The organism is Brevibacillus sp. HB2.2 (assembly GCF_013284275.1).
In the GTDB taxonomy this organism is placed as follows: domain Bacteria; phylum Bacillota; class Bacilli; order Brevibacillales; family Brevibacillaceae; genus Brevibacillus; species Brevibacillus brevis_D.
In genome coordinates, this window is sequence record NZ_JABSUV010000029.1 from 22765 (window position 1) to 48080 (window position 25316).

22 protein-coding genes and 1 riboswitch are annotated in these 25316 nt (G+C 48.4%); of the genes, 5 read left to right on the plus strand and 17 right to left on the minus strand.

Going from position 1 to position 25316, the window contains the following annotated elements; all coding sequences use genetic code 11:
- Positions 1–9: 9 nt before the first annotated feature.
- On the minus strand, positions 10–1428 hold the full coding sequence (locus HP401_RS20170; protein WP_173606300.1) for a hypothetical protein: 1419 nt from the start codon (positions 1426–1428) through the stop codon (positions 10–12).
- A gap of 133 nt (positions 1429–1561) precedes the next feature.
- Here HP401_RS20170 and HP401_RS20175 point away from each other — a divergent pair, with 133 nt between their 5' ends.
- Positions 1562–3226 carry a M14 family metallopeptidase gene (locus HP401_RS20175; protein ID WP_173606301.1) on the plus strand — a complete coding sequence of 555 codons (1665 nt, stop codon included), beginning with the start codon at positions 1562–1564 and terminating at the stop codon, positions 3224–3226.
- A gap of 62 nt (positions 3227–3288) precedes the next feature.
- Here HP401_RS20175 and HP401_RS20180 read toward each other — a convergent pair whose 3' ends face one another.
- The 4 genes from HP401_RS20180 to HP401_RS20195 form a co-directional block, all read right to left on the minus strand.
- Positions 3289–4170 (minus strand): methyl-accepting chemotaxis protein, encoded by an 882-nt coding sequence (locus HP401_RS20180; RefSeq protein ID WP_173606302.1) that lies wholly within the window; start codon positions 4168–4170, stop codon positions 3289–3291.
- A gap of 30 nt (positions 4171–4200) precedes the next feature.
- Positions 4201–5658: a benzaldehyde dehydrogenase gene (gene yfmT, locus HP401_RS20185; protein ID WP_173606303.1), complete on the minus strand. Its 1458-nt coding sequence runs from the start codon at positions 5656–5658 to the stop codon at positions 4201–4203.
- An 86-nt stretch (positions 5659–5744) separates the two neighbouring features.
- A riboswitch (cyclic di-GMP riboswitch) is annotated at positions 5745–5830 on the minus strand.
- Positions 5831–6005: 175 nt separating this feature from the next.
- Positions 6006–6941, minus strand: coding sequence for a methyl-accepting chemotaxis protein (locus HP401_RS20190; RefSeq protein ID WP_173606304.1), 936 nt, complete (start codon positions 6939–6941; stop codon positions 6006–6008).
- A gap of 24 nt (positions 6942–6965) precedes the next feature.
- Positions 6966–7721, minus strand: coding sequence for a hypothetical protein (locus HP401_RS20195; RefSeq protein WP_015892595.1), 756 nt, complete (start codon positions 7719–7721; stop codon positions 6966–6968).
- A gap of 85 nt (positions 7722–7806) precedes the next feature.
- Between HP401_RS20195 and HP401_RS20200 the strand changes: the two genes are divergently transcribed.
- The gene (locus HP401_RS20200; RefSeq protein ID WP_173606305.1) at positions 7807–9219 is read left to right on the plus strand and encodes an RsmB/NOP family class I SAM-dependent RNA methyltransferase; all 1413 of its coding nucleotides are present in this window, start codon (positions 7807–7809) and stop codon (positions 9217–9219) included.
- Positions 9220–9296: 77 nt separating this feature from the next.
- Here the strand turns inward: HP401_RS20200 and HP401_RS20205 are convergent, their stop codons facing one another.
- The 6 genes from HP401_RS20205 to HP401_RS20230 form a co-directional block, all read right to left on the minus strand.
- Positions 9297–9542, minus strand: a complete 246-nt coding sequence (locus tag HP401_RS20205) for a hypothetical protein (RefSeq protein WP_015892597.1) — start codon at positions 9540–9542, stop codon at positions 9297–9299.
- A gap of 152 nt (positions 9543–9694) precedes the next feature.
- Positions 9695–10333 carry a LysE family translocator gene (locus HP401_RS20210; protein WP_173606306.1) on the minus strand — a complete coding sequence of 213 codons (639 nt, stop codon included), beginning with the start codon at positions 10331–10333 and terminating at the stop codon, positions 9695–9697.
- A gap of 5 nt (positions 10334–10338) precedes the next feature.
- Positions 10339–10773, minus strand: coding sequence for an Lrp/AsnC family transcriptional regulator (locus HP401_RS20215; protein ID WP_173606307.1), 435 nt, complete (start codon positions 10771–10773; stop codon positions 10339–10341).
- Between the two features lie 191 nt (positions 10774–10964).
- Positions 10965–12125: an MFS transporter gene (locus HP401_RS20220; RefSeq protein WP_173606308.1), complete on the minus strand. Its 1161-nt coding sequence runs from the start codon at positions 12123–12125 to the stop codon at positions 10965–10967.
- A complete protein-coding gene (locus tag HP401_RS20225) occupies positions 12115–12951 on the minus strand; it encodes a MerR family transcriptional regulator (RefSeq protein WP_173606345.1) in 837 nt (278 codons plus the stop codon). Before HP401_RS20225 ends, HP401_RS20220 begins: the two co-directional genes overlap by 11 nt.
- Before the next feature lie 131 nt (positions 12952–13082).
- The gene (locus HP401_RS20230) at positions 13083–14564 is read right to left on the minus strand and encodes a DEAD/DEAH box helicase (RefSeq protein WP_173606309.1); all 1482 of its coding nucleotides are present in this window, start codon (positions 14562–14564) and stop codon (positions 13083–13085) included.
- Positions 14565–14883: 319 nt separating this feature from the next.
- Between HP401_RS20230 and HP401_RS20235 the strand changes: the two genes are divergently transcribed.
- Together HP401_RS20235 and HP401_RS20240 are read left to right on the plus strand one after the other, a co-directional pair.
- The gene (locus HP401_RS20235) at positions 14884–15417 is read left to right on the plus strand and encodes an RNA polymerase sigma factor (RefSeq protein WP_173606310.1); all 534 of its coding nucleotides are present in this window, start codon (positions 14884–14886) and stop codon (positions 15415–15417) included.
- Positions 15404–16510 carry a DUF4179 domain-containing protein gene (locus tag HP401_RS20240; RefSeq protein ID WP_173606311.1) on the plus strand — a complete coding sequence of 369 codons (1107 nt, stop codon included), beginning with the start codon at positions 15404–15406 and terminating at the stop codon, positions 16508–16510. Before HP401_RS20235 ends, HP401_RS20240 begins: the two co-directional genes overlap by 14 nt.
- 57 nt (positions 16511–16567) lie before the next feature.
- Here HP401_RS20240 and HP401_RS20245 read toward each other — a convergent pair whose 3' ends face one another.
- The 5 genes from HP401_RS20245 to HP401_RS20265 all read right to left on the minus strand — a co-directional run bounded on the left by HP401_RS20245 (position 16568) and on the right by HP401_RS20265 (position 22805).
- Positions 16568–17644: a M42 family metallopeptidase gene (locus HP401_RS20245; RefSeq protein WP_172801889.1), complete on the minus strand. Its 1077-nt coding sequence runs from the start codon at positions 17642–17644 to the stop codon at positions 16568–16570.
- 193 nt (positions 17645–17837) lie between these two features.
- Positions 17838–19274 carry a dipeptidase PepV gene (pepV, locus tag HP401_RS20250; RefSeq protein WP_173606312.1) on the minus strand — a complete coding sequence of 479 codons (1437 nt, stop codon included), beginning with the start codon at positions 19272–19274 and terminating at the stop codon, positions 17838–17840.
- Complete coding sequence (locus HP401_RS20255) at positions 19261–19992, minus strand: GTP pyrophosphokinase (RefSeq protein ID WP_173606313.1); 732 nt, start codon at positions 19990–19992, stop codon at positions 19261–19263. Before HP401_RS20255 ends, pepV begins: the two co-directional genes overlap by 14 nt.
- A gap of 133 nt (positions 19993–20125) precedes the next feature.
- A complete protein-coding gene (locus HP401_RS20260; protein WP_173606314.1) occupies positions 20126–22207 on the minus strand; it encodes a methyl-accepting chemotaxis protein in 2082 nt (693 codons plus the stop codon).
- A 124-nt stretch (positions 22208–22331) separates the two neighbouring features.
- On the minus strand, positions 22332–22805 hold the full coding sequence (locus HP401_RS20265; protein ID WP_007722846.1) for an N-acetyltransferase: 474 nt from the start codon (positions 22803–22805) through the stop codon (positions 22332–22334).
- A 200-nt stretch (positions 22806–23005) separates the two neighbouring features.
- On the opposite strand from HP401_RS20265, the gene HP401_RS20270 reads away from it, so the two are divergent.
- The gene (locus HP401_RS20270) at positions 23006–23599 is read left to right on the plus strand and encodes a TetR/AcrR family transcriptional regulator (RefSeq protein WP_007722843.1); all 594 of its coding nucleotides are present in this window, start codon (positions 23006–23008) and stop codon (positions 23597–23599) included.
- A 38-nt stretch (positions 23600–23637) separates the two neighbouring features.
- Here the strand turns inward: HP401_RS20270 and HP401_RS20275 are convergent, their stop codons facing one another.
- Positions 23638–25314, minus strand: a complete 1677-nt coding sequence (locus tag HP401_RS20275; RefSeq protein WP_173606315.1) for a peptide ABC transporter substrate-binding protein — start codon at positions 25312–25314, stop codon at positions 23638–23640.
- Positions 25315–25316 lie beyond the last annotated feature (2 nt).

Sequence of the window (25316 nt, forward strand, 5' to 3'; positions counted from 1 at the left end):
TCTTTTTACTTACCGATACTGAACATTATTCAGTTGCATCCACATCCATTTACTGTCAATCAACAAGGCAAGCGTCATCTCATCTATCCCATGCAGTTGACGGTACAGACGCTGGGTTTCGACCAAGTCATTGTAGGTCAAGAACGGATAGTCCTTCCTGCCGAATGTTCCATCTGGAAAATAAGCGTAATGCAAATCGCCATTTCCGAGAATCCACTGCGACCCAAGGTTTACGACACCGTAAAGCATCGTATCCGCTAAATCTTTGTCAGTCCGATCGCCGAATTGCATGTAGCTTTTGTAGAGAAAATTAATTTCGGCCAACTGATGATTCAAAGAAACGTGTGTTCGAATCATCGGATTCGTTGCTGTCGCGTAGTCCGGAATCAGCCAGCCTTGCTGTACACCAGCGACGACCAAACGGTTCACGGCTGCATGATTGTGAAAATAAGAAGTATATTTTTTCGCCGCTTGGCAAAAGTCCTTTTCTTGATACTGATCGCAGCCCCGCAGAATCAGATCAGCCGCTCCTGTGTTGAATCTCGTATCGTAAAAGCCCTCTTGTATCCCGTAATCGTCACTTAACCACAAAGAGCGCGGCTGCGTCTTCCAGTACCCCTCAGGCTCCTGCTGTTTCAAGCTCGCTTTCAGCATCACATAGCCCATATCCCGGGCAGCATTGCTTCCACCTGTATATAAAAAGGAGCGAAGCACATAATTTTCGGGAATCCGCCAAAAGGAGGACTCGGAAGTCGGCTCATACGTAGAAGGGCTTTGATAGTAATACCCATCGTACAGCCATTTTGCCTTTTCCGTAACGTCCAAGTTAAGCCAGATGCTGTCAAACGATTTTTCTCCCCAAGGAACAAGCGGTTCCCTCGAATCGAGCGCCCACATTTCGCTGATAAAGCCTGCTTTCATCGGTAGCTTGAACACGAGCTCGACACCAGAAGGCGTCTGTTTTACTTCGACTGGCAACGCCAATGCCGGCTTTTCTTCAATCGTGGCTCTACCTTTATCCACATAGGTAATGGGCTTACCTAACCAAATATACCTGCCCTCTGTCTCTAGGAAACCAGCGGAAAGCGGAAGGGTCTGGACTTGATCAAGCGTGACAACCTTCCAATACGGCTTCTTCGACTCATCATAGTCTCGGTAGCGGAACATCATGTTCTGACTGTTACCCTGAATGGGGATGGTGAAAACGTAGGGCATCATATTGCGCTGACCTGTCATTTTATGGGCCCAATACGTGGCACCATCTGAGAATCGAAACTCTTGTTTTTGGTGAATCGCGCCATTCAGGTGCTCAACATTCTCTGTTTCTATTGGTTTTTTCCATTCATTTGCAGAAATACCACTCGGAAGGATACTACATACGGCGATGGCCGTCATCAAAAGGAGCATTCTGCTGATTTTTCTGACCATGTCATCCCCCAATTCTAGTAAAGGAGAACCGAAAGTCCTACTTTAAAATGAATATTTCGTAGTGATTATTATTTTAAAAATAGTCTGATAAATTAACCATAGGTGTCTACTTCTATTACGCAGGAGGGAATTTATGGACAAGAAAGTACGCTACGTTGTTTCTACAGCACTCGTAATATCTCTGTTCACCAGCCCCTCAATCACCCAAGCTGAACCACAAACCCACATTCCTTATTACGGAATTGGGCCAACCTATGTACAACCTGCACAGATTGAGAGCTTGTTTCCCAAGCCAACTATCCGGTTCGGGACACCCGGCTTCCAAGAAGGAAAAGAAGCTTTTACGTCCCAGGAAGAAATGATGGCTTACATAAGCAAATTGGTTGCAGGCAACAAGGAAATCCAGCTGCTATCCATCGGGACATCATTGGAAGGTCGGGACATCCCCCTGCTGTTATTCAGCAAAGACCACGGCAAGCTCAAACAAACCAATGAGAAGCCACTCATCTGGCTACAGGCACAAATCCACGGGAATGAGCCCGCCGCTGGTGAATCTGCTCTTGTGATCGCCAAATGGTTGGCAGAGGGAAAGCTTGGGACCGACCTCTTGGATAACGTAAACGTTGCGATTGTTCCTCGCATCAACCCGGATGGCTCCTACCAATTCAAACGCTACATCGCGACAGAGCTGGATGCCAACCGCGACTACATGAAGGTAGAATATCCAGAGGTGCAAGCGGTTCACCAAGCCATGAATACCTATCACCCTGATGTGGTGCTTGATGCCCACGAATACGGCGTCTCTTCCAGCCAGCTTCGCGATGTTGGAGAAAAAGGCGCGATCTCTTCCTACGATGTTCTGATCTCCTCTGCGAAAAACTTGAATATCCCCACCAACCTGCGCAAAATGTCAGACAACCTGCTCTTGGCTGACGTTCAAAAAGCACTCGACAAGGAGCAACTTTCTCATCACGCTTACTATACGCTGGCAAAAGGCAAGGACGGAAAAGTGACCGCAACAGAAGGCAGCACAGAGACAAGAATCGGACGCAATGCCTTGGGATTGAAAAACACGTTAACATTTTTGGTGGAAACACGCGGCATCGGCATTGGACGCGCCGATTTTGAACGACGTGTATACAGTCAGGCCATAACTCACGCTGCTGTCATTCAATCAACAGCGGCCAACGCCAAGGCAATCAAGTCCGCCGTGACCCAGGCACGCGCAGAAATCACGGAAAAAGGCAAAAAGGCAAACGACAACGACAAACTCGTTATCCTGAGTGAGAATAAGCGAATACCGGGTCAATCTCTCGAAGTAGTCGATCTCGCAACAGCAAAAAAAGTGTCTACCCCTATCGACTGGGTAAGCTCTACAGATGCCTATCCTGTACTCGAACGTGAGCGCCCCACTGCTTATCTCATGCCTCCTGGCTATCATGACGTTGCAGCCAAGCTGGAACTGCTCGGTGTTTCGGTAAGCAAGCTATCAAAAGAAACGACCATAGCGGTAGAAAGCTACACCATTTTGGAAAACAAGGTGAATACGATATACGAGAATGGGCATTTCACCAATCAAGTGACTGCAAATGTAACAGAAACAACGAAAACCTTTCCTGCGGGTAGTTACGTGTTCAGCATGGCCCAACCAAACGCGAACTTTATTGCGTTGGCCCTGGAACCGGAATCAGTGGACAGCTATGTCACGTTTAACTTCCTGCCCGTTGAAAAGGGCGATGAAGTACCGGTTTATCGCTATATGCTGGAGCATCCACTACCCACTACAAATAAGAACTAAAGGAAAAATTCCCCTCTCTAGAGTTAGACTCCTGAGAGGGGAATTTTGTTACATGTATGGGCTTACTTTATTTCAAACACTTCTTGGGCAAGCCCTGCTAGCTTATTCGTATTGTCGCTCACTTCGACCATCGTCGCAGAAATTTCCTCCGTAGCGGCTGCCTGACTCTCCATGGTTTGATTGATCAATTCAATCGAATTTTGTAGCAGGGTTATCAAATCCCGGATGGAATCCGTGGTTTGCTTGATTTTGTCTGCATTCGTCCGTGAATCTGTCGCCATATTGCGAACCTCATTCGCGACGACAGCGAATCCACGCCCTGCATCTCCTACTCTCGCAGCCTCAATGCTCGCATTCAGTCCCAAAATGTTACTTTGATCAGCGATTTTTTTCACGGCGAGTGTAATTTGCTCGATCTCAGTTGTACTTTGGCTCACATCATTGGCTTGCTCTGAGATCGCCTTCATTTGCTCGTTCAAATTCCCGATCTGCACGGCCATCTCGTGTGTGGTGGCACTGACCTGCTCGACGACGCTCGAGAGATTTGCGGCAATTTCATACAGCTCATTGGCTCGCTCCATACTCGAACCAATGCCAACACCGCCGATAACTTTTCCCGTGTGATCATGCAAGGGGATCGCCCGTGCGACGAGAGGAAAACCAAATAATTCCTTGGGAACCATCATCGCCTGCTTGGTGTTTTTTTGAATCGCGTTGGTGATCACATCTCCCTCCTGGAGTGGATCACCAGACTTTACCTGCAGGGAAAATGTTTGGGCAGGCACATTGCGCAATAGCTTTTCCGTGTCGTAGACCCCAATGGTAATGTCATCGTTGAGCAAATCATTTAAATAGGGAGCAACCTTGATGAAAGCCTCGAGAAGTTCTGCATTTTTCCCCTTTTCGGAGGCTTCTGTTTCGTTCCATCCTTCGTATCCGTTCATGACCCTCTTCACCTCTATCTTTTGCTAGCATTAGTACGGAAATTGACGCTTCTTGTGCTGAACCGAAATCCATTTTAGCGTAGTAAACTCTTCTAGGCTCCATTGACCATTCAAGCGTCCCAATCCGGAATGCTTTTCACCGCCGAACGCCACAATTGGTTCGTCATTGATCGTTCCATCGTTGATATGAATCATGCCGGTCTCAATGCGCTTGGCCATCTGGGCACCTCTCTCCAGATCGCGGGTATGAATCGCCCCGGACAATCCAAATGGTGTCTCGTTCGCCATACGAATTGCTTCTTCCTCGGAAGCAAACGACATGATGCAAACAGCCGGACCAAACAGCTCTTTCGATGCAATGGACATGTCTGTGGTCACACCTGTCAAAACAATCGGCTCGACCACGTTTCCTTTTACTTCCCCTTTCAGTGCAGGAACGGCTCCTTCGCGTATCGCCTCATCGATCGTTGCCATCAGGTTGGCGACTTGCCGTTGATTGATGAGTGGACCGATTACCGTGTCTGGATCATTTGGGTCGCCTACCTTGAGACCAGATACTTTTTCCACATACAGACCGAGGAATTTATCGTATACATCTTGGTGAACCAGAACCCGGTTAGCCGACATGCAAATCTGACCTTGGTGGGTAAAGCGGCTGAATACCGCTGCATTGACGGCATACTGGAGATCCGCATCCTCCAAAACAATCAGGGCACTATTGCCGCCTAGCTCCAAAATCGCCTTCTTGAAATGCTTCGCTGCCACTTGCGCGATATGGCTTCCTACTTGGCTAGAGCCTGTAAACGAAAGGATGCGCGGAATCGGGTGGGAGACAAACCCATCGCCAATTTCAGCAATATCCGTTACAACGACGTTGATCAAGCCTTTGGGCAGACCTACTTCTTCAAAAATTTTCGCGATGAGAGTCCCTCCCGTGATTGGCGTGTGTTCATGCGGTTTGAGGACGACACCGTTGCCCGCGCCAAGAGCTGGAGCTACGGACTTCATCGACAGATAGAACGGGAAGTTGAACGGACTGATGACGCCGACAACTCCTGCGGGAATCCGATACAAGCGATTTTCCTTTCCGTCTACGGGAGAAGGGAGAATTTTTCCTTCCATGCGCACCGGGAACGTAGCCGCCTCGCGAATAATATCCTTCACAAGCCCGATCTCAAAAAATGCCTTCAGTCGGGTTCCACCTAGTTCACGAATGATGATCTGAATGATTTCTTCTTCATGCTCTTCGATATAGCGAACAGCACGCTCCAACATTCGGGATTTGGTATAGGCATTCACTTCATCCCACTCTTTTTTCGCGTTGGCTGCCGCCTTGTAAGCCGCGTCGATATCCTCCAGATTTGCCATTTTGAATTCTGCGATGACTTCCCCGTTGTAAGGGTTGATATCTTGCAATGTCTTCGCGCCAAGTCCGTCGCGCCACTCCCCATTGATGTACTGCTTGTCCAGTGTTTGAAGGATTGACATGCTACAACCACTCCCCTTTTGAAAAATAAATAGGCCCCTTTCGCATGAAAGGAGCCGTCATACTAAAACAGCAAAATACACTGCTCGTTGGCAACCCGGCTGCCATCGTAACGTGTACATTAGGCCCGTGGCTTTGCGTCCCCACTTTTCAATGGGTTTGCCCATTCATAGCGAATGCTGATAAGATTTTGTCGAAAAAAGGAAAGATATGGAGAAACCTACTTTGATTATAGTACTCCATTTCGAATAGTCAAACGTAAACATGTAAATATTTCGTGAAAGGAAAGAACAAATATCAAAAAGTCCGCATCGCTTGGATACGGACTTCTAATTTTTCTTCCTCATGATCACAATAACTTTTTGACATCCTTTACGCTCGTCGCGAGCATTTGCTCTACCGCGTTGGCGTCTCTTACGTGCTTGGTGATGCCTTCATTCAGCTCGTCCAGTAAGCCCTTTGCCTCACGTACCTGCTGGGACACATCGTCAGCAAAACGCTTTTGATGCGCGATGATTTCCATCACACCCGCCACTTCGCCGTTCAGTACCTGGAAAGCGTTCGCGATCTGATCCGTCTTCTGTGCAGCATCCTTGCTGATGGAAAGTCCATTTTTAATCGCACTGCTGCTTTTTTCACTGTTGGACAATGCTTCCTTGATTTCTTCTTGAATCTTGCCGATCAATTCCGCAATCGTCTTGGTCGAGTTCGCTGTCATCTCTGCCAGCTTCCGTACTTCATCCGCTACGACAGCAAAGCCTCGGCCTTGTTCCCCCGCACGTGCAGCTTCTATCGCTGCATTCAGAGCGAGAAGGTTAGTCTGATTCGTAATGTCACTGATTACCTTGACAATACTCGTAATTTCCGAAGAACGCTCTTCCAAGCGGCTCATGGACTTGGACGTATGAACCGATTCTTTGTCGAGCAGGCTCATGACTTCCACAACGTCCGTCATAGCCTTCTTGCCTTCATCTGCACGCGCTACCGATTGTTTACAGATGTCTGTCAGGCGCTCCCCTCGAACCGACAACTGGCTCGCAGATTCATCATCCCGCTCATTAATGGCCTGGATATTCTCTACGGCACGCTTCATTCTCGTCACCAATCGCACCATTTGATCGGAATCGGCGTTCATCGCTTGGTCCGAAGCGAGGATTGCACCCATCTGTTCGTAAAGACCGCGAAGCTCATGTTTCCATGCGTCTTGCTGTCCTGCCATTGTGGTTGTGGCTGTCGTCGCTGCTGTCTCTTTTTCTGCCAGGCCTTTGTCTTTTTTCCAAAACATCCGCTTCCCTCTCCTTTGTACCCATCAATTGTCACCTCGGCGGCTATATACGCGGGACTCGATTATTCCCGGATGTTGTTTCGCCAAGCTCAGCAAGTTTTCCAAGAAATAATAGTGACCCTCCAAGAGCTCCACGTCTTTACGCTCAAAATGCTTCACCTGCAAATACTGCTGCATTTCCAAAGCATAGCGCTCCAGTTTATCGTGAAAATCGTTGGCACGAAGCATTTGCTCCACTTCTGGATATTCTGTTTTCAGGCGACTCAGCTCGCTGTATACACGCCCACCCTCCAGAATCATCTGGTAGGCCGTACGCTCGAGCGTAGCTGTTGTAGCTGCCTCCTGCTCCTCACGCTCCTCGCGCAAAGCTGCCAAGTACGTGATAAAATGGTAGACAGTTAAAAACAATGGTCCTAAAAATAGAATGATCCCTGCCTTGTACACATGCTGATTGGACAAATTGCTGATGAGCAGGAATAAGTGAAACAAGATCGCACCCAACCATACATAGATGATGATTTGGTGATTGATCTTCCCTGCCTTTTGGTGGCGTGAAAAGGCAAAGGTAAGTCCGAGCAGATAAAAGGCAAGCAACGTAAAGCTGGCAGAAAACAAAGCCATCTCCATATCGGTCAGCCAATCTGCATCGGCGGGTATTTCGATAAAGAATTCAAAAGCGAGCACCAGCAGTGAGAACAACAACCCCATGATCCAAAACCGGCTTACTTCCGAGTCATTCCTCCGCCGGGAGCGGTAGCGTTTTGCACGGGATCCTTCCATAATGCTCTCACCTCATTCTCTATGATTCGCCATGATTCTATCTTTTCCTTTCACATGGGGCCAAAATCTGACATCGGAGGCTGTTATGACAAAAATTTTACCAACATCATTTATCGAGCGCATGAAAACCTTGCTCAGACATGACTATGAGGCCTTCGTTTCCTCATATGATCAGCCTGTGACACACGGCTTGCGAGTCAATCCGTTGAAGGTGGAGCGTGACGTTTTTTTGAAAATCTCGCCGTTTGCTGTAGAAGCAGTCCCTTGGTGCGAAAACGGGTTTCGCTACAAAGAGCCTGCTCGTCCCGGCAAGCATCCTTTTCACTCCGCTGGCATGTACTATTTGCAGGAGCCAAGCGCGATGTCCGCTGCCGAAGCACTCGGTGCACAACCTGGTGAGCGAATCCTCGACCTGTGTGCAGCGCCAGGGGGTAAATCGACGCAGCTTGCAGCGTTTTTGCATGGACAAGGAATGCTCGTGGCAAACGAAATCCATCCTGTTCGGGCAAAAGCCTTGTCAGAAAATCTGGAGCGCTGCGGCGTGACCAATGCCGTCGTGACCAACGAAACGCCCGAACGCTTACAAGAGCGATTCCCTCAGTTTTTTGACCGAATTTTAGTAGACGCTCCTTGCTCTGGCGAAGGAATGTTTCGCAAGCTGCCCGAAGCAATCGAAGACTGGAGCCCAGCAAAAGTAACGGAGTGCCATGTCATGCAAGGCGATATTCTCGATGCGGCCGCTGCTATGCTGAAGCCAGGCGGGACGTTGGTCTACTCCACCTGCACATTCGCTCCGTTGGAAAACGAGCAGTCCCTGGTTAACTTCCTCGGCCGTCACCCGGAATTTGAGATCGTCCCGCTGCCACATGCAGATTGCTTTTCTGCTGGTCAACCCGAGTGGGCGTCGCCGCAAAATGAGCAGCTCACCCAGACAGCCAGATTGTGGCCGCATCGTCTACAGGGAGAAGGTCATTACCTCGCCAAGCTGCAAAAGAGTGAGACCGCTGAAGTTCATGAACCTTCCGGGAAGCGTAAAGAAAAGCGCGCAGCAAAGTCAGCTCCGGCAGGTCGAAAAGAAGCCCTGGCAGCCTGGCGTACATTCGCAGCCGAAGCACTCCCTGCGCTCTCCAAACCATTTGAAGATGAATCTGCTTTTCTTTTATTTGGCGAGCAGCTCTACTACTCACCTGCCCCCGAGCTCGACTGGAACAAGCTCAAGGTCGCGCGCGTCGGTCTGCATCTAGGAACCGTAAAGAAGAACAGATTTGAACCTGCACACGCCTTGGCACTCGCGCTCTCTCCTGCGGAGGCAGCTCGTGTCGCTTCGTATGGCGCGGACGCTCCTGAACTGTTGCGGTACTTAAAAGGAGAAGCGCTCACGCGTGAAGGGGAAAGTGGTTGGACGCTGGTTACTGTAGAGGGATTCTCCATCGGTTGGGGCAAGCAATCAGAGGGGCAACTCAAAAATCATTATCCAAAAGGTCTACGCTGGTTGTAGATTTCCATCCAAAATAAAAAAGCCCACAAAGCTACACGAAATGCATTCGTGACTGCTTTTGGGCTTTTCTCTTTTTCTTATGATCGCCCTCTGCGGGACGGATTGTCTACTACGGACAAAGAGCCATTTCTAATATAACGCAATATTTTTGAAACAGATATCCCTGTTGCGTTGGCAATTTGCATCGCATTCGAATTCGGATACGTTCTCACGTAATTGCGAATCATCTGGTAGTCTTGCATTTCGTTTTCTCCGCAAACCTGGCAACTGTACTCTCCCCGGCCCATCGGACTGCCGCATTTCAAGCACGTATCCGTCGTCATCACTGGTTCTCCTCACACCCTGTACTATGGTACTTTTACAAGAAAGGGTTCTATCTTCCTATCTATTACCCAATTCACATGGGAGGAAAACACTATTTTCTATCGCAATTCCTGTATTCTATTAAAATTCGATACAGTCATTCCAAATTCCTTTAAAAAGGCCAGTATGGAGGCTTCAAACCGCTTTTTGCGAAAAGGACAATCGCAAACCCAATTAGAAAGACACCACTGAGCACATGAAAAACGTTGAACCATCCTGGACGAAAAAAGCGAGCCAAATACGCGGCCAACAAAGCTACCAGCCCCAGAAACAAAAAAGTCGATAACAGACAGCCTGTCGCAAACAAGAACAACTCCGTTGAATGAACAAAAGTTCCAGATGCCAATAGTGAGCCAAATACTCCCGCCCAAAACAGAACAGTCAGAGGATTTGCGAGCGTCAGAAGCACGCCGTGCCAAAAGCTGCTTCGACCAGATGGAGCCTGCTGAACTGGTGCCTGTTCATGTTCTCCTCTTCCTTTTATGGCACGCAAGGTTTGAATCCCAAACCAAGTCAAAATCAGGGCTCCGATAATCAAAACCATCTGTTTGACCCAATGGATTTGTAACAGCAGCGACAGTCCCCCGATCGCCCCTCCCATATAAACCGCATCTGCGAGTGCAACACCCAGTACCATCATGAATGCATCTCGCAATCGCCGAGTCATCGAGCGATGCAACACCGCCAGACAGACCGGACCAACAGATAGCTGGAGCATCATCCCGAATAATAGACCGTGCCAGATCGCCATCAGGCTCACATCTCCTCTTTCATGGAAGACAGGACGATCATCGTATTCGTCTTGCTTATCCCTTCTACTTGCTTCAATGTTTCAGAGATAAATCGTTCCAGATCAGCCGTCCCTTTTACGGCAACCTTCAATACATAGTCGTAAGCTCCCGCAATATGATGGCATTCCAGCACACAGTCTGCCTGCATGACCGTTTCACGGAAGCCAGCGATATGCTCCGTTTTCTCGATTTGCACCATCACAAACGCAATCAGGTGAAGCCCTAGCTGCTCCCGATCCAGCTTTACCGTGAATTGCCTGATGAGTCCTGTATCCTCCAGCTTGCGTATTCGCTCGGAGACCGCAGGCACGGACAAATGGACCTGCTTGCTGATGTCGGAGCTGGTGATTCGGGCATTTTCCCGCAATAAGCGAAGGATTTGTTCATCAATCCGATCCATAGTGGTGCCCCTCCTTTTTATCATGATTATACCAATTCCTTCATAATAAAAAGGGATTTGACGCTATCACCGTATATTTTAAAGAGATAATATGGCTTAACTTTCATTTTTTCTGCCACACGAATGATCTTGGGGCGTATTCCTAAAATAATGCGGCCGAGAGAGTCAAGAAGTTATCATACGCCATCTTCTTACGCTGATAGCTGCTCTTTCTTTGTGGAAAACAAGCGGATCGCGAGCAACAATGACAGCAACGCTATAACAAATCCGGACCAGCCCAGATGCTCCACAGAGGAGTTACTGATCACCAGTCCCCCAACCCACGATCCCAAAGCGAAGCCAAATTGAATAAAGGATGTATTGATGCTAAGTGCGATATCCGGCGAACGGGGCACCTGGGTAACCAAATATAGCTGTTGGGCCGGAGACGTTGCCCAAGTGGCGAGCATCCACAGCATGATGATCACGATATACGTAGTGATTACTCCATCCATGACCGATAGCAAAAGCAGCATACCTGCCTGAAGGGAGAGTCCAAAATAAATCGTAAACTTCGGCCCTTTGCGATCTGCAATAACCCCTCCAATTTTTGACCCCATAAAACTGCAAATGCCTGCTAAAAACAGAATCCCGGAAATCTCGGATGCCGAAAGCACGGCCCGGGTTAGCAGGAAAGGCGCAATATAGGTAAACAATGTGGAATAAGCGCCGATGTATAACAGCGTGATAACAACCGCAGTAAGAATCTTTCTATTTTTTATAACAGCTAGCTGTGCCCGCGGTGTTACAGCCTCCTGCGCTTTTATAGGCGGGACTTTTTTATAAATGACAAGCAACGGAACCAAGCCCAGCAGTCCAATAATAATAAACAGTAGTCTCCAACCAATCGCTTCACTTAAAAAAGTGCCAACGGGAAGGCCAAGTACAAGTGAGCTGCTCAATCCCATCAAAATGATGCCGATTGCTCGCCCACGATTGCCTTCTTCAACTAGCCGTGTAGATACCGCCATCGCAACAACAGTAGCAACTCCTCCACTGAGTCCTTGAATCATGCGTGTAACCAGCATCATCTCAAAGGAAGGACTCACATAGACCAGCCAGTTGCTCAAAATAAAAATGCCAAGCATCATAAGTAATAATTTTTTTCGGTCAAGATGGATCGTGGCAGCGATGACAATAGGAGCTCCTACTGCCGCAGAAAGGGCAAATGCAGTGACAAGCAATCCGGCAGACGACGTCGTGACACCCAGATCAGCTGCCACCGTTTGAATGATCCCGCTTATCAGATACTCCACTGTCCCAATCAGGAAAACTGCCAAAGCAAGAATATGGACAACCCCTTTATTCCCCATGCTCACTTTGCCCCCTTGCTTCAATTGGAATCTGGATTTCTATGAGCTCAACTCCAGGTTCTTCTGATAAGGGTACATAGATTTCTCTGCCGGGCTGCTCATCTCGAACACAGTAACCATGCTGTTCAATCCACGTAGCCAGATCCAGGCAAGCTGATTCTTTCATGGTCGAATCCGAACGGAATAGTAGCGTAGCCATTGTCTCGGCAGGCAAGAAGCTTCGTTCTATTTGCTCGGGCAGTTTGACAGATTCTGTTTTAATGCCATAGCCCACCCCAAAATCGAAAAGCTGATCCTTCGTTCCGGTTTCCTTCCATAGCACTGTTTTGGGACCAGTCAAGGATGACTTCATGCTTGGATCAAGCATGCTGTCGAACATATGAAACAGCCAAGGAATATCTTCAGCAGTACCCCGTGCCGAATAGGAGATCAAGTGCATAGCATCTACCTGCTTCAAAACCACCTCTTGCTCCTTCTCGATCCTTCCCTCCCGTTCAACAAGCTGCACTCGTTCTTTAATACGAGCAAGCTTTGCCATTTCCATCTCCAGCAGGGATTGGATTTCATTTTCTTTGAGCCGCAGCATGCCCCGAATTTGTTCGGCTGGTATATTCTCATGAAGCAATTGCGCGATCTGCTGCAAGGTGAACCCCAATTCTTTGAAGATGACAATTCGATTGATCTGGAGAAGCTGTTCGGCACAGTAATATCGGTACCCGGTCGTATCATCGATTTTTGCTGGTTTTAGAATCCCAATCTGATCATAATAGCGCAACGTTTGCAACGGAATTCGACTCAGTCGGGAAAACTCGCTGATTTTGAACAATTCCACACCTTCTCTCTCATTACTTCGATCTGAGTATAAACCTTCTAGTTGGGTATAAAGTCAAGAATCGAAAGGCGTTTTTACAAAAAAACTGCCCAGATCCTTCTCGGATCTGGACAGCCTTTTCTATCTTATTTTCCCCGAGATTTCCCTTGGGATTGACTAAACGGTCTTCCACCCTTGGCAGAACGAGCGGCTCCACCTTTTCCTGCTTTTTTCGTATCGGCAGGCTTCGCAGATTTACCCGCTTTGCGTGCTGCAATCGCTTCAGCCTTCTTGCGGTTTTTCTCATACTGCGTTTGCAGTTCTCCCAGCTCACGCGCCATCTTCTTTTTGTAGCCTGGCTTTACCTTCGTCTTTTTCTTTATCGCTTCACGTACAGGAGAGAACTCTTTGTCTTTTTCCTTCTGTTGCTCTTTCGTCTGTTGCGCCCGCAGCTCAATGAAATGAGCTTCCCGTTCTTCTGCGCGCTGACGACGTCCGGCATCCAGATGGCGTCCTTCCTGCAAAATTCTTTCTTCGATCGAAGCCTTCGTCGCTTTGGCAAAGCGAGCCATCAAGTTTTTCTGACGAGGTGAAATGAGGGAGATCGCTTTTCCTTTTTGTCCCGCACGACCCGTACGACCGACGCGGTGAATGTAGCTGTCCACGTCATTCGGCAAATCGTAGTTGATGACGTGAGTTACACCTTCTACATCGAGTCCACGAGCCGCGATGTCTGTCGCGATCAAAAATTGGAAACGAATCTCACGGAATTGCTTCATCAATTGTTCCCGCTTGTTTTGGGACAAATCACCGTACAGGGCTTTCGCCGATAGGCCATTTTCCTGTAGGCGGGCTGTAAGCTGTTGCACACGTACTTGCGTATTGGCAAACACAATGGTCAAGAACGGCTGCTCTTGCTCCAGCACATCGACGAGAGCATCCGTCTTATCGCTTTGGTTCACTACATAGTAAAATTGTTCAATGCGCTCCACAGTCTTCTGCTTGCCCTCGATCTTGATATGCGGAGGCTGTTTCATGAAGCGGTGCGCCAGTTTTTTCACCAGATCAGGCATCGTAGCCGAGAACAACAGCACCTGACGCTGGGAAGGCGTGTGGACGATCACTTGCTCCACATCTTCCAAGAAGCCCATTTCCATCATTTTATCGGCTTCATCCAGCACTAATGTGGAGATACGTCCGAAATGGAGCGATCCGCGCTTCATATGATCCAGTACACGTCCTGGTGTTCCTACAACAACTTGAACCGTTTCTTTCAGCTTGCTCAGCTGTTTGTCGATATCCGTTCCACCGTGCAGGGAGAGTACATTCACATTCAGGTGTTTGCCCAGCTTTTCTACTTCTTTGGCAATCTGGATGGAAAGCTCACGCGTCGGAGTGAGGATGAGCGCTTGAATGTCGCGTTTTCCCTCATCCAATGCGTTGAGGATCGGCAGCATGAATGCAGCTGTTTTACCCGTACCTGTCTGAGCTTGTCCGATCAGATCTTTGCCTTCCATAATGAGAGGAATGGCTTCCTCTTGAATTTGTGTTGGTTCTTTATAATACAGGTCTTGAATCCCTTGCATCAGCTCCGGACGAAAACCAAAAGACGCAAACGATTTTGCCATAACTTCCACTTCCTTTCACAAGCGATCCGATTCGCCACACCATGACTGCATGGACAGTGGATGCGATAAAACCGGCTCTCATCAATCAAAATTCATCCTAGGCAGGTTGTTGCCCTTGCGAAATCCTATCCTACCTATACTAAAGGAGTCCTTTCGAAAAAACAACTAAACCGTTCAACTCCCGGGCATTTTTCTTCAAGACTCGCGACGATGAAGTAAGCCTCGCTAAAATTTTTGCTTACATCATGTGACCATGTATCGATCTCGCTGATCTAATTACTGTCAATGCGAAAAACCAACACAGAAAGGAGTGAGAAAGATGAATCTAACAGAACAGGTTCTCTTGGCAAAACAGGGAGATCGTGAAGCTTTTATCGCTGTTGTCAAACAAGTCGAGAGCTCCTTGTACCATACGGCTAAATCCATCCTGAAAAAGGAGGAAGATATTGCGGATGCTCTCCAGGAAACCATTTTGAAAGCTTTTAAATCTGTGCATTCACTTCGTGAGCCCCAATTTTTCAAGACATGGATGTTCCGAATTTTGATCAATGAATGCAACAAGATCGTAGCAAATCGCTCTCGTAACGTTCTAATGGATGAATTCCCTATCCAATTGTCACTCTCACCGAAAGACGAACTTATTGACCTGCGGGACGCCGTTGAGAGATTGGATGAACAGCAGCGCCTTGTTATTGTGCTTCACTATTTTGAAGACATGCCTTTAAGACAAGTAGCAGAGATACTGGAAATTTCGGAGAGCGCTGCAAAAATGCGACTCAGTCGGGCACGGAACAACTTGATGGAGAAATTACATACATTTCGGGAAGGGAAGATACATTATGGATCAATCTAAATTCGATGTAGAACTAAAGGAGTACAAACGTACAAAAGATTCGACGATGTCACCATTGGTACGGGCTAGACTGGATGCAACATACGCTGCTCTCCCGGAAATGTCTCGTGAACGAAAAGTCCAACGATTACGCAAAGCACCCTATGTTGCGGCCGCAGCAGTCATTCTAGGTGCAACTGTATTCACCTCCGGATTTATCTCGCCAGTCATGGCGCAATCGATTAAGCAGATCCCATTGGTGGGCAGTCTCTTTAGCTTCATCGAAGCGGACCTCGGCTTACGAGCGGCAGGCGAACAAGGTCTTTCTTCCCAGGTAAACAGAAGTATTTCTCACCAGGACATGAAGCTCGAGGTAACAGAGACGGTCTTCGACGGAACACGCGCTGTCTACCTCCTCAATGTAACGGCTCCAAACCTGAAGGACGGCATGTTTGATACGGGAACGGAGGTTGTCAAACTCAGTGACGCGATCGAAAATGTCACTTTTAGCATCGATGGAAAAGGGCAAGATGACCCAGGTAGTTTGGTAACAGGTGGTTTTTTCTACTCAGCTGGCGAATCGCACCCAAACTTTCTAGTCTTCGAAGAAATTTTGAAGACATCTGACCACAATTCTACGGGCAAGATTCCAGACTCATTCCATGCGGAAGTAGTTGTTAAGCTTGCTGGTATTGATCAAGCCTTCAAGCTGGACATTCCGTTCCAAAAAGCGACGAGCAACACCATCCAGCTTAAACCGAATGCTATTCAATCAAACGATGGGATTTCTTTCGAAGTATCCGAGGTCAATGTGACGCCAGTGACGACGCGCTTGTTGTATTCGGTCAAACTGGATGGCGAGACAACAGATAAGTCCATCAGAGCTGCCCTGTTTGACGACCAAGGCCGTCAACTGACATCCCTCCACGGAGAAGGAGAACGCAAGGATAACACTCTCATATTTGACGCCCGCTATGCTTCTGCACAAGGACAGCCGAAGTATTTCATAATCAAGCCCTTTGTCGTAAAAGATCATTTCGCTGAAACAGTCACAGACGATCAGTTTATTAAGGGTCTGGAAATAAAGGTAGACCTCCCCGAGAAGAACAAGTAACAAAACGAAAACCCTCCCCCATGCATTGATACATGGGGAGGGTTTTGCTTTCCTTGCCTATCTGTCGATCAATTGTTGAATCGTTTCCTTATCGAGCTTCTTAATAACGGCTGTCAGCAGTTGGGCAGCCTGCTCGAAATCGCTTTTGGACATAATCGCATTATGGCTGTGAATATACCGTGTCGCAAAGCCGACGACAATCGATGGGCAGCCAATTCCGCTTAAATGGAATTTTGCTGCATCTGTTCCACCTCCTGCGAGGGCATCCACTTGGATATTGATACCGAGCTCCTCTGCTGTGTCGAATACGAGATCACGCAATCCGGTATGTGGAATCATCGTAGCATCAAATAACATGACGAGCGGACCGTCTCCCACATTGCAGGTCATCGGATACGATTCATTTCCAGGTGTGTCATACGCGAGTCCAACATCAACAGCAAAAGCAATATCCGGTTCAACCAGCCTCGCTATCGTGCCAGCACCACGAGTCCCTACTTCTTCCTGAACGGTTGCACCAGCGTATACCACATTCGGATGCTCTTCCGTCTGTAATCGTTTCAGTACCTCGATTGCCATCGCGCACCCCGCCCGATTATCGAGCGCCTTTGCGACCCACAGCTCTCCGTCATGCATCGTCGTAAAATTACTGTCAGGGACAATCCAGTCACCTGGGCGAACACCCATTTCCTTTGCATCCGCTTCATCTTTTGCCCCGATGTCGATGTACAACTCCTTGAGCTTCATGACTTTTTCCCGTTCTTCTTTTTCCAGCGCGTGTGGTGCCTTCGAACCAATGAGCCCCAGATACTCACCTTTGCGTGTCTTGACCTTCACACGATGCGAGAGCATATTGTGCGTCCACCATCCGCCAAGTTGGATGAAACGCAAGTACCCTTTTGGCGTGATATGTGTCACCATGAAGCCTACTTCATCCAAATGTCCCGCGAGCAAAATTTTCGGACCGTTTTCTGCACCCGTCTTCTTCCCGAGCACTCCACCCAGCCGATCCTTTACCAACTCATCGCAAAGAGGCTGCAAGTACTTCTCCATCTTTACTCTGACTTCGCGCTCGTGCCCAGGTACTCCGTCCGTTTCCGTCAAATCCTTGATCAATTTCGTAAGATCGTCCATCATTTATCTCCTTTTTGATACTGAATTCCCTTATTATTGTTTCCCCAACCGCTGTCCCGAATGCGCTCGAGTGCATCTTCATGCTGTCTCATTTGATTCAATTGCCTTCGCAGCATTTGCTAAGTTTTTTCTCTCGTCTCATTCAGCAAAAATAAAAACGGCTGGAGCTTGTGCCCAGCCGTTTGCCTATTTTCTACTTCGCTAATTCATAGATCGCTTGCGCGTAAATCGCTGTCGCTTTGATCAGGTCATCCACGAAAATATATTCATCTCGCTGGTGAGCACTGTCAGGTCGTCCTGGGAAAAGCGGTCCGAATGCTACCCCAACATCCAACGAACGGCCGTAGGTAGCGCCGCCAATTGCAATGATACCAGCTTCCTCACCCGTTTGTTCTGTATACACGCGTTGTAGTGTCGTCACCAAAGGATGATTCGGGTCGACGCGGTGCGGTGTCAGATGCTCAGCCACTTCGAGCGTAAATGCTCCTTCACTGAATCGTTCAGCCAAAACGGCCGACCATTTTTCGAAGGCAACAGAATGTGGGTAACGGATATTCAGACGGAAAAGCGCATCCTGCTTTTCGTCATACTCGATCACACCTGTGTTCACTGTGAGCGCACCCATTTCTTCATCATTATGCGCGATGCCGATCGCTTCCCCATAATGCTGCTTGTGCAAATAACGATCAGCCAAGCCTACGAATACTGCTCCCCGTTCATCCAAGGACAAGGTGCGCAAAAAGTGAATGAGCTCGGTACCCGCGTTGACACCTTTGCTCGGGTCCATTCCGTGAACCGAGACGCCCTCCATGTGTAGCACGACGAGGCCATTCTGCTCCTCCGCCTTGCCTTTCAAGCCAGTCGCATCCAAGTGCTGACGATAACTTTGTGCAATCGCCTCACTATTCAAGCCAATTGGCGCAAGCGTTGCTACAGCCTTGTCTGGAACCATATTCATCCGCAAGCCAGCCTGCAAGGAAACGAGCTTTGCCTCCACATTTTCCGCAGCAGGTATTCCGAGGCTTTGGAAGGATTCAAGCTTCTGGCGCAATGACAGGTCAGTCAAGCCTTTCTCCGCATAGATCAGCGGGAAATCGGCATCTGGCGTAAAGCCCATCGTCGGCATTTCTTCCGTTTCAAAATATGTGTTCACACATTGCCAGCTCGATTCTTCATCCGTACCAAAAATAAAGCGCACGCGCTTCGACAGCGGCAATCCAAGCTCCATCACGATCTTCGCGGCGAAAATGGCCGCCATCGTCGGTCCCTTGTCATCAATCGCACCACGTGCCACCAAGCGTCCATCCACGATCTCAGCTGCATACGGTGGTGTACTCCAGCCATCGCCTTCCGGTACGACATCGACATGGCTCAGAATGCCGATCAATTCCTCGCCTTGTCCGAATTCAGCGTGCCCTGCATACCCGCGGACGTCTTTGGTTGTCATGCCTGCCTTTTCACATACGCCTAGCGCAAAGTCAAGCGCTTGCCGAATCCCTTCTCCGAAAGGGGCACCTTCCCGCGCGGACTCAGGGTCGAGTACGCTTTTTATTTGCAAAAATTGTTGCGTCGTCGCAATCAGTTCTTCCTTGCGTTTATGTGTTTCTTCCAGCCAATTAACGCTTGTCATTCTCTTCTCCAGCCCCTTCATTCATACTTCCTTCGTCCATTGCCGCATCGACGTCGAGATCCAGCTCCACCAACGATAATAATGACTCCATCGGCACTTCTTTTTTCGTAAACTCTGCTTGGGCGTCTTTAATTTCGTCCCGGATATTGTTCATTTCACTATCCAGCTTGTAGGACGCCTTGGCAGCTTCGAACAATCTTTGCCGTATATCGGATGGGATAATTCCCTCGTATTTATAATTCAGCGAGTGCTCAATCGTCGCCCAAAAATTCATTCCCAATGTGCGAATCTGAATTTCTACCGGAATGGTCACTTGCCCACCCGCCATCATGATCGGATACTCCACAGCAAGGTGATAGCCGCGATAGCCGCTTTCTTTTGGGGTAGAGACATAATCCTTCTCCAAATACACACGCATGTCCCCGCGGTTGCGGATCATCTCTACGACAGCCGGTATATCATCGATAAACTGGCAAATGACACGGATGCCAGCGATATCGCGAATTTCCCAGCAAATATTTTCATCAATAGGAAACTGCAAGCGGTTTGCCTTGTTGTAAATACTCGGGATCGATTTGAGCCTGCCCACCGCAAACTCAATCGGTGAATGCTCCTTGCGTTTGCGCAGCTCGTTACGGATATTTTTAATTTTGACTTTGATTTCTTCTACAGCTTGTTCGAACGGTAGCAGATATAGTTCCCAATCTAGTTTGTGCACGCTTACGTCCCTCCGGCTTGAAACTCTCCATCGTCCTTATCATTCAACATTTTGTGTGAGATATCCTTCCAAAATACAAAAAGAGACGGGAGAAAAGGCAGTTTTCACCGGCTTTTGCTCCGTCCCTTTTTTCTTAATTTTCGCGCGAGACAAAGGTTGCAAGGGAGCTTCTCAGCTCTTCTGCTAGAATCGCCAACTGATTCGCAGCATCTGCGATGAGCTCCATCGCTGCACTCTGCTCTTCTACCGCAGCCGAGATGCTCTGGACACCAGCAGCCGCTTGCATCGATGCGGACGATACTTCCCCAGCGACTACAGCTACCTGTTTGGCATCTGGCGCCATACGCTTGAAGGCTTCACTAACACCGTTAATTTCTTGCGACACCCCGAGGATGTTTTCCTCGATGTGCTGGAACATCTCTTGCGATTGATGGGCTGTCTTCATGCCACGGGCAGTTGTTTGGGCACCCTCGACCATTCTGGATACTGCTTCCTTCGTATCCTTTTGCACGTCTCCAATCATGCCTACGATCTGCTGGGCAGCATGGTTGGTATCCTCCGCCAGCTTACGCACTTCCCCTGCGACGACAGCGAATCCCTTGCCATGCTCTCCTGCTCTGGCCGCTTCAATCGCAGCATTCAAGGCGAGCAGATTCGTCTGGCGGGCTATTTCTGTAATGACAGCGATAATTCTCGAAATGTCCTTCGAGCGCCCTTCCAATACTTGAATGACATCCGTTGCAGCTTCTACCGAACGATTGATTTCGTCCATGCTGTCCATCACATCTGCGATCGCGCGTCTGCCTGCGTGGGCATGCTGCTTCATTTCTTCCGCAGAAACGGTCACTCGCTCTACATTTTCCGTTACTCCTTCCACATCCTTCGTCAAATCAACAGCCAGATTCAAGGTTTGTCCCATTTTCTCAACCTGGCTATCAGCAGAGGCAGCCACTTGATCGACGACGAGGACTATTTGCTGGCTGGAAGCAGCAATCTCACTAGTGTTTCCCTGAATATTTCGCACCGCCCCGGAAACGGAAGCAGCTGCCTGCTGAATCTGAAACAAGATTTTGCGCAATTGCTTCTGCATCGTAACGAGAGACCCAGCCAGTTCTCCTAATTCATCTTTTCGTTTTAATAGCTTGTCAGGAATCTCTCGTGAAAAATCACCATGTCCGATCCGTTCTGCGACAGCAAGCATGCCGCGAAACGAGCGGCGAAGCCAGTTTGCTGTAAATAACGAGATGATGACGATGAGCATGAGGACGGCACCATTAAAAGCAATCATGGCATTCCGAATGCGGGTTGGGCCCTCCAGTATTTCGGTCATATTCCTCTCTGCCAAAATCGCCCACGTCTTTTTCCCCACTTTAACCTGATCGTAGGACACGAGCACTTGCTGACCTAAGTAATCCATACTCTCGACCGTTCCTTCTGATTGTTGGGTGAGCAAGACTTGATCGACGATGGGCGTATCTACTTTTTGCTGTAACAACGTATTGGGTCCACTGCCCAGTTGCGATCGCATGAGCTTGTCCGGACCACCAACCAAGTAAATCTTCCCGGTTTCCCCCAGCCCTTCCCGTTGGTTGAATATTCTTGAAATATAGTCCATGGATACTTCGACTGCTATTTGCCCGATGATGTAGCCTCGTTCGTAGATCGGCGCTGCAATGTATACCCCTGGCGCCCCTCCGGATGGTTCGTAAATGCCTAGATCTGACATTTCTGCGCTTTGGGTTTTCTGAACTTGCTGTACAGTCTGGCCAAGTACAGAGCCAGCGTGTGGGCCTGTCAGGAGATTGGTACCGAAATCGGCCTGCGGCTTTGTCTCGTACACGATGTCCCCTTGTGCATTCAACAGAATGGCATTTACGAAGCCGTAGCGAGCGACCTCCATCTTCAATTCGTTCGTATACCGCGCTTGCACTTCTTCATAAGCAGGCGATTCCACGCCTTGCCGCCACACGTCCTCAAACGAAGAAAGGGCGGACATTACTGTTCCCGATGCAGCCAACGTATCCACGTTCCTGGCTCGCTCGCGAAAGTAATTTTCCACCTGTTCCTTGTTGCTGTGACGCAGTGCTTCCAGTGTAGCGGCACTTCCATTCAACAATTCCTGCTTGGATTCCTGATAAGCAAACACTCCCGCTGCTGTCAGCGGTACACTTCCTGCCAATAGTAGTACGAGCAGTATACGAGCGCCTAGTTTCATGGAAAAGCCCCCCATTTTTGCCAAATCGGTTTTTCTGGTATACTAAATAGAATATTATTTATATTTCTACTATTCATATGAATATAGTACCAGAAAAGGAAAAAGGAAGGCTAGACCAAATGTATCAGGCCGTTTCGAAAATCATAGCAATTTCGTCGCACATCGGCAGCTTGGAGCAGTTAATGCAATCTTTCCAGGCTTTTTGCGGCAGTGTTTCCTTGGCAACTACCCAAAACCCGCACTTTTCAAAAAACACTTGTTGATAGGTCAGCGCCAGTACACGCTTAATTCCCAAAAGGCGGCATTGCTCAACCAAATGAAGAACTAGATGTTTCCCAACGCCCATCCCCTTTGCTTTTTCCGAGATAGCCAAGGAGCGGATCTCTGCCAGGTCCTCCCACAAAATATGCAGACCTGCAACACCTACGACCGAATCTCCGTCATGAGCGACAATAAAGGATTGCAAGTTTTCCAAGAAAGACAGCTTCGTACGTGGCAGCATCAAGCCTTGCTGTGCATATTCATTAACAATCTCCAACATGGCATCCACGTCTTTCATCGTAGCCTGACGTACTGCCAGCGCCTTTGCAACACCCATTTTACTCTCCTCCACCCCATGCATCACGAGCCTGGTATGATTTAATATTTATTCATTATAGTATATAAATATACATTCGGCCTTCGCAGAAGTCTATCCTTTTTTCACCGAAATTATGCTCAATTGCATGAACTATTCTTTTGTTAGGTAACCGTTGTGTTATAATCAAGCGTACGAGTTCATAGGGAGGTGCTACATACTTGACGACGAGACGGGAACGGAAAAAGCGCGAAACACGCGAAAAAATCTTCAATGCTGCCATCAAGCTTTTCAAAACACATGGCTTTGAAGCAACTACCATCGACATGATTTCCGAAGAAGCGGATGTTGCACGCGGTACGATCTTTCTGCATTTCACTTCAAAGGAAGCTATTCTTGCTAACTGGGGATACGAGCGTCTGCATGAAATCGAGGAGCGCCGGGAAGAGTGGGATTATGGTGACGAATGCAAGGCGAAGGTGCTACGGATCTACAAGATCATGAATGAAGTCACCATCACCAATTTCGATTTCATCAAAGTCGTCGTAGAATCCTCGATGAAACATCGGAAAGTGCTTGAGAACGAAAAGAACATGTACTTTGAATTGCGCCAGCTGTTCGCCGACCTGATTGAAGAAGCGCAAGAAAAGAATCAATTGAAAAGTAAATTCAACCCACTTGTTGCTGCGAATATGTTGGAAAACATTTACTATAACGCTCTTTATGATTGGGTACGAAGCGAAGGCGCCTGGGCACTCGAAGAAATCATGGAAGAGAAAGTCTCTATCGTATTCGAAGGGCTGGTCGTGGAATAATCCGACTGACCAGCCCTTCGAATGTGACAACTTATGATTTATTCAAAATAGGCCCATTTGTACTGCGCGTATCCCAGACCTGAAATAACTACACCTTTTAACTTGGGATTCTGCGCATACACCGTAGACTTAAAGTAAAACGGAATAACTGGCATTTCATCCACCAAGATTTTCTCAGCCTCTTGCAAGATCGCTTTTCGTTTGGCAGCATCCTTCTCCTTGGCAGAAGCCGCCAATAGATCGGCATATTGACGATTCTCCCAACGAGTATGGTTGTTGCCTTCCTTCGTTCGGAATATTTCCAGGAAGTTGATTGGATCGTTGAAATCCCCCGTCCACCCCATCCGCGCTACTTGGTACTTCCCGTTTTTCACGTTTTCATAGTAGACATTCCATTCCTGATTCTCCAGCTTGACATGCACACCCAAGTTCTTTTGCCACATGTCCTGTACAGCTTGCGCGATTTTGGTCTGTGCTTCCTCTGTATTGTAGGATAGAGTAATCGGCGGGAGCTGGTCGACGCTAGCGTACCCTTCTTCCTTCATCCCTTCCGCCAATAGCTGCTTGGCTTTTTCCATGTCGTTGTCTGTAAACAAGCCTTGCTCGTTCTCAGCAAACATTGTAGGCGGCACTACGGCTGTCGCAACCAATTCCCCTCCCTGCGTGATGTTCTCCACGATATCTTTCCGGTTGATCGCGTATGAAAAGGCTTGGCGAATTTTTTTGTTGTGGAAAGGCTTTTGCTCTGTGTTGAATTCATACCAGTACGTTCCGGCTTTTGGCGTGATCACCAGCAATCCTTTTTCCTTCAAGGTCGGCATCGCGTCTAGCGGAAGATTGCCAGCCGGGGCACCTGCCCAATCGAGATCGCCGCTCTCCAGCATGGACAGCTCTGTATTCGCGTCATTGATCATATTCATTTCGATTTTGGTCAGCTTGACAGCGTCTGCGTCCCAATAATGCTCGTTTTTCGTTAGCGTTAGCTTGTTTTTATGCTCCCACGCAGCGAGTTTGAACGGTCCATTCGAGGTGTAGGCTGGTCCTGCTTCCTTCGCCCAGTCCGGATTGTCTTTCACCACTTTCGTATTTAGCGGAAAGTAGCTGTAAAAAGCCGTCAGCTCCAGAAAAAATGGCGTCGGGTTTTCCAGTTGGACGACCAGCGTCTTGTCATCTGTTGCCTTGACCCCGATCTCTTCAGGCTTCGCTTTGCCAGCAAAGGCCGCCTCTGCATTTTTTACATAAAACAGCTGGTAGGCATACTGGGAGCCGTTTTTGGAATCGAGTGCCCATTTCCAAGCGTTTTCAAAATCGTGCGCAGTTACGGGATCGCCGTTCGACCACTTCGCATTGTCGCGAATCGTGAAGGTATACGTCAACAAATCGTCTGATGCCTTGATTTCCTGGGCCATCGCGGGCTGAGGAATGCCCTTGTCGTCAATGCGAGTCAGCCCCTCAAACGTTTGAAAAATAACATTGGATGACCAAACATCCGAAATGAGTCCGGGATGAAGAGAAAGCGGTTCTGTAAAGTTATTCAGTCTGAGTATTTGTTCGGGAGGCACCGATGCATTAGCTGGTGTAGCTTCATTCGTATGTTGTGTGACAGGCTTTGCTGCTTCCTGTGGTTGTCCGCATGCAGCAAGCGCTAAAGCCAAACCTGCTGTGAAAAAAGCTTTTCCTGTTTTTTGCCACCATCTGTTTGCGGATCGTCTCATGG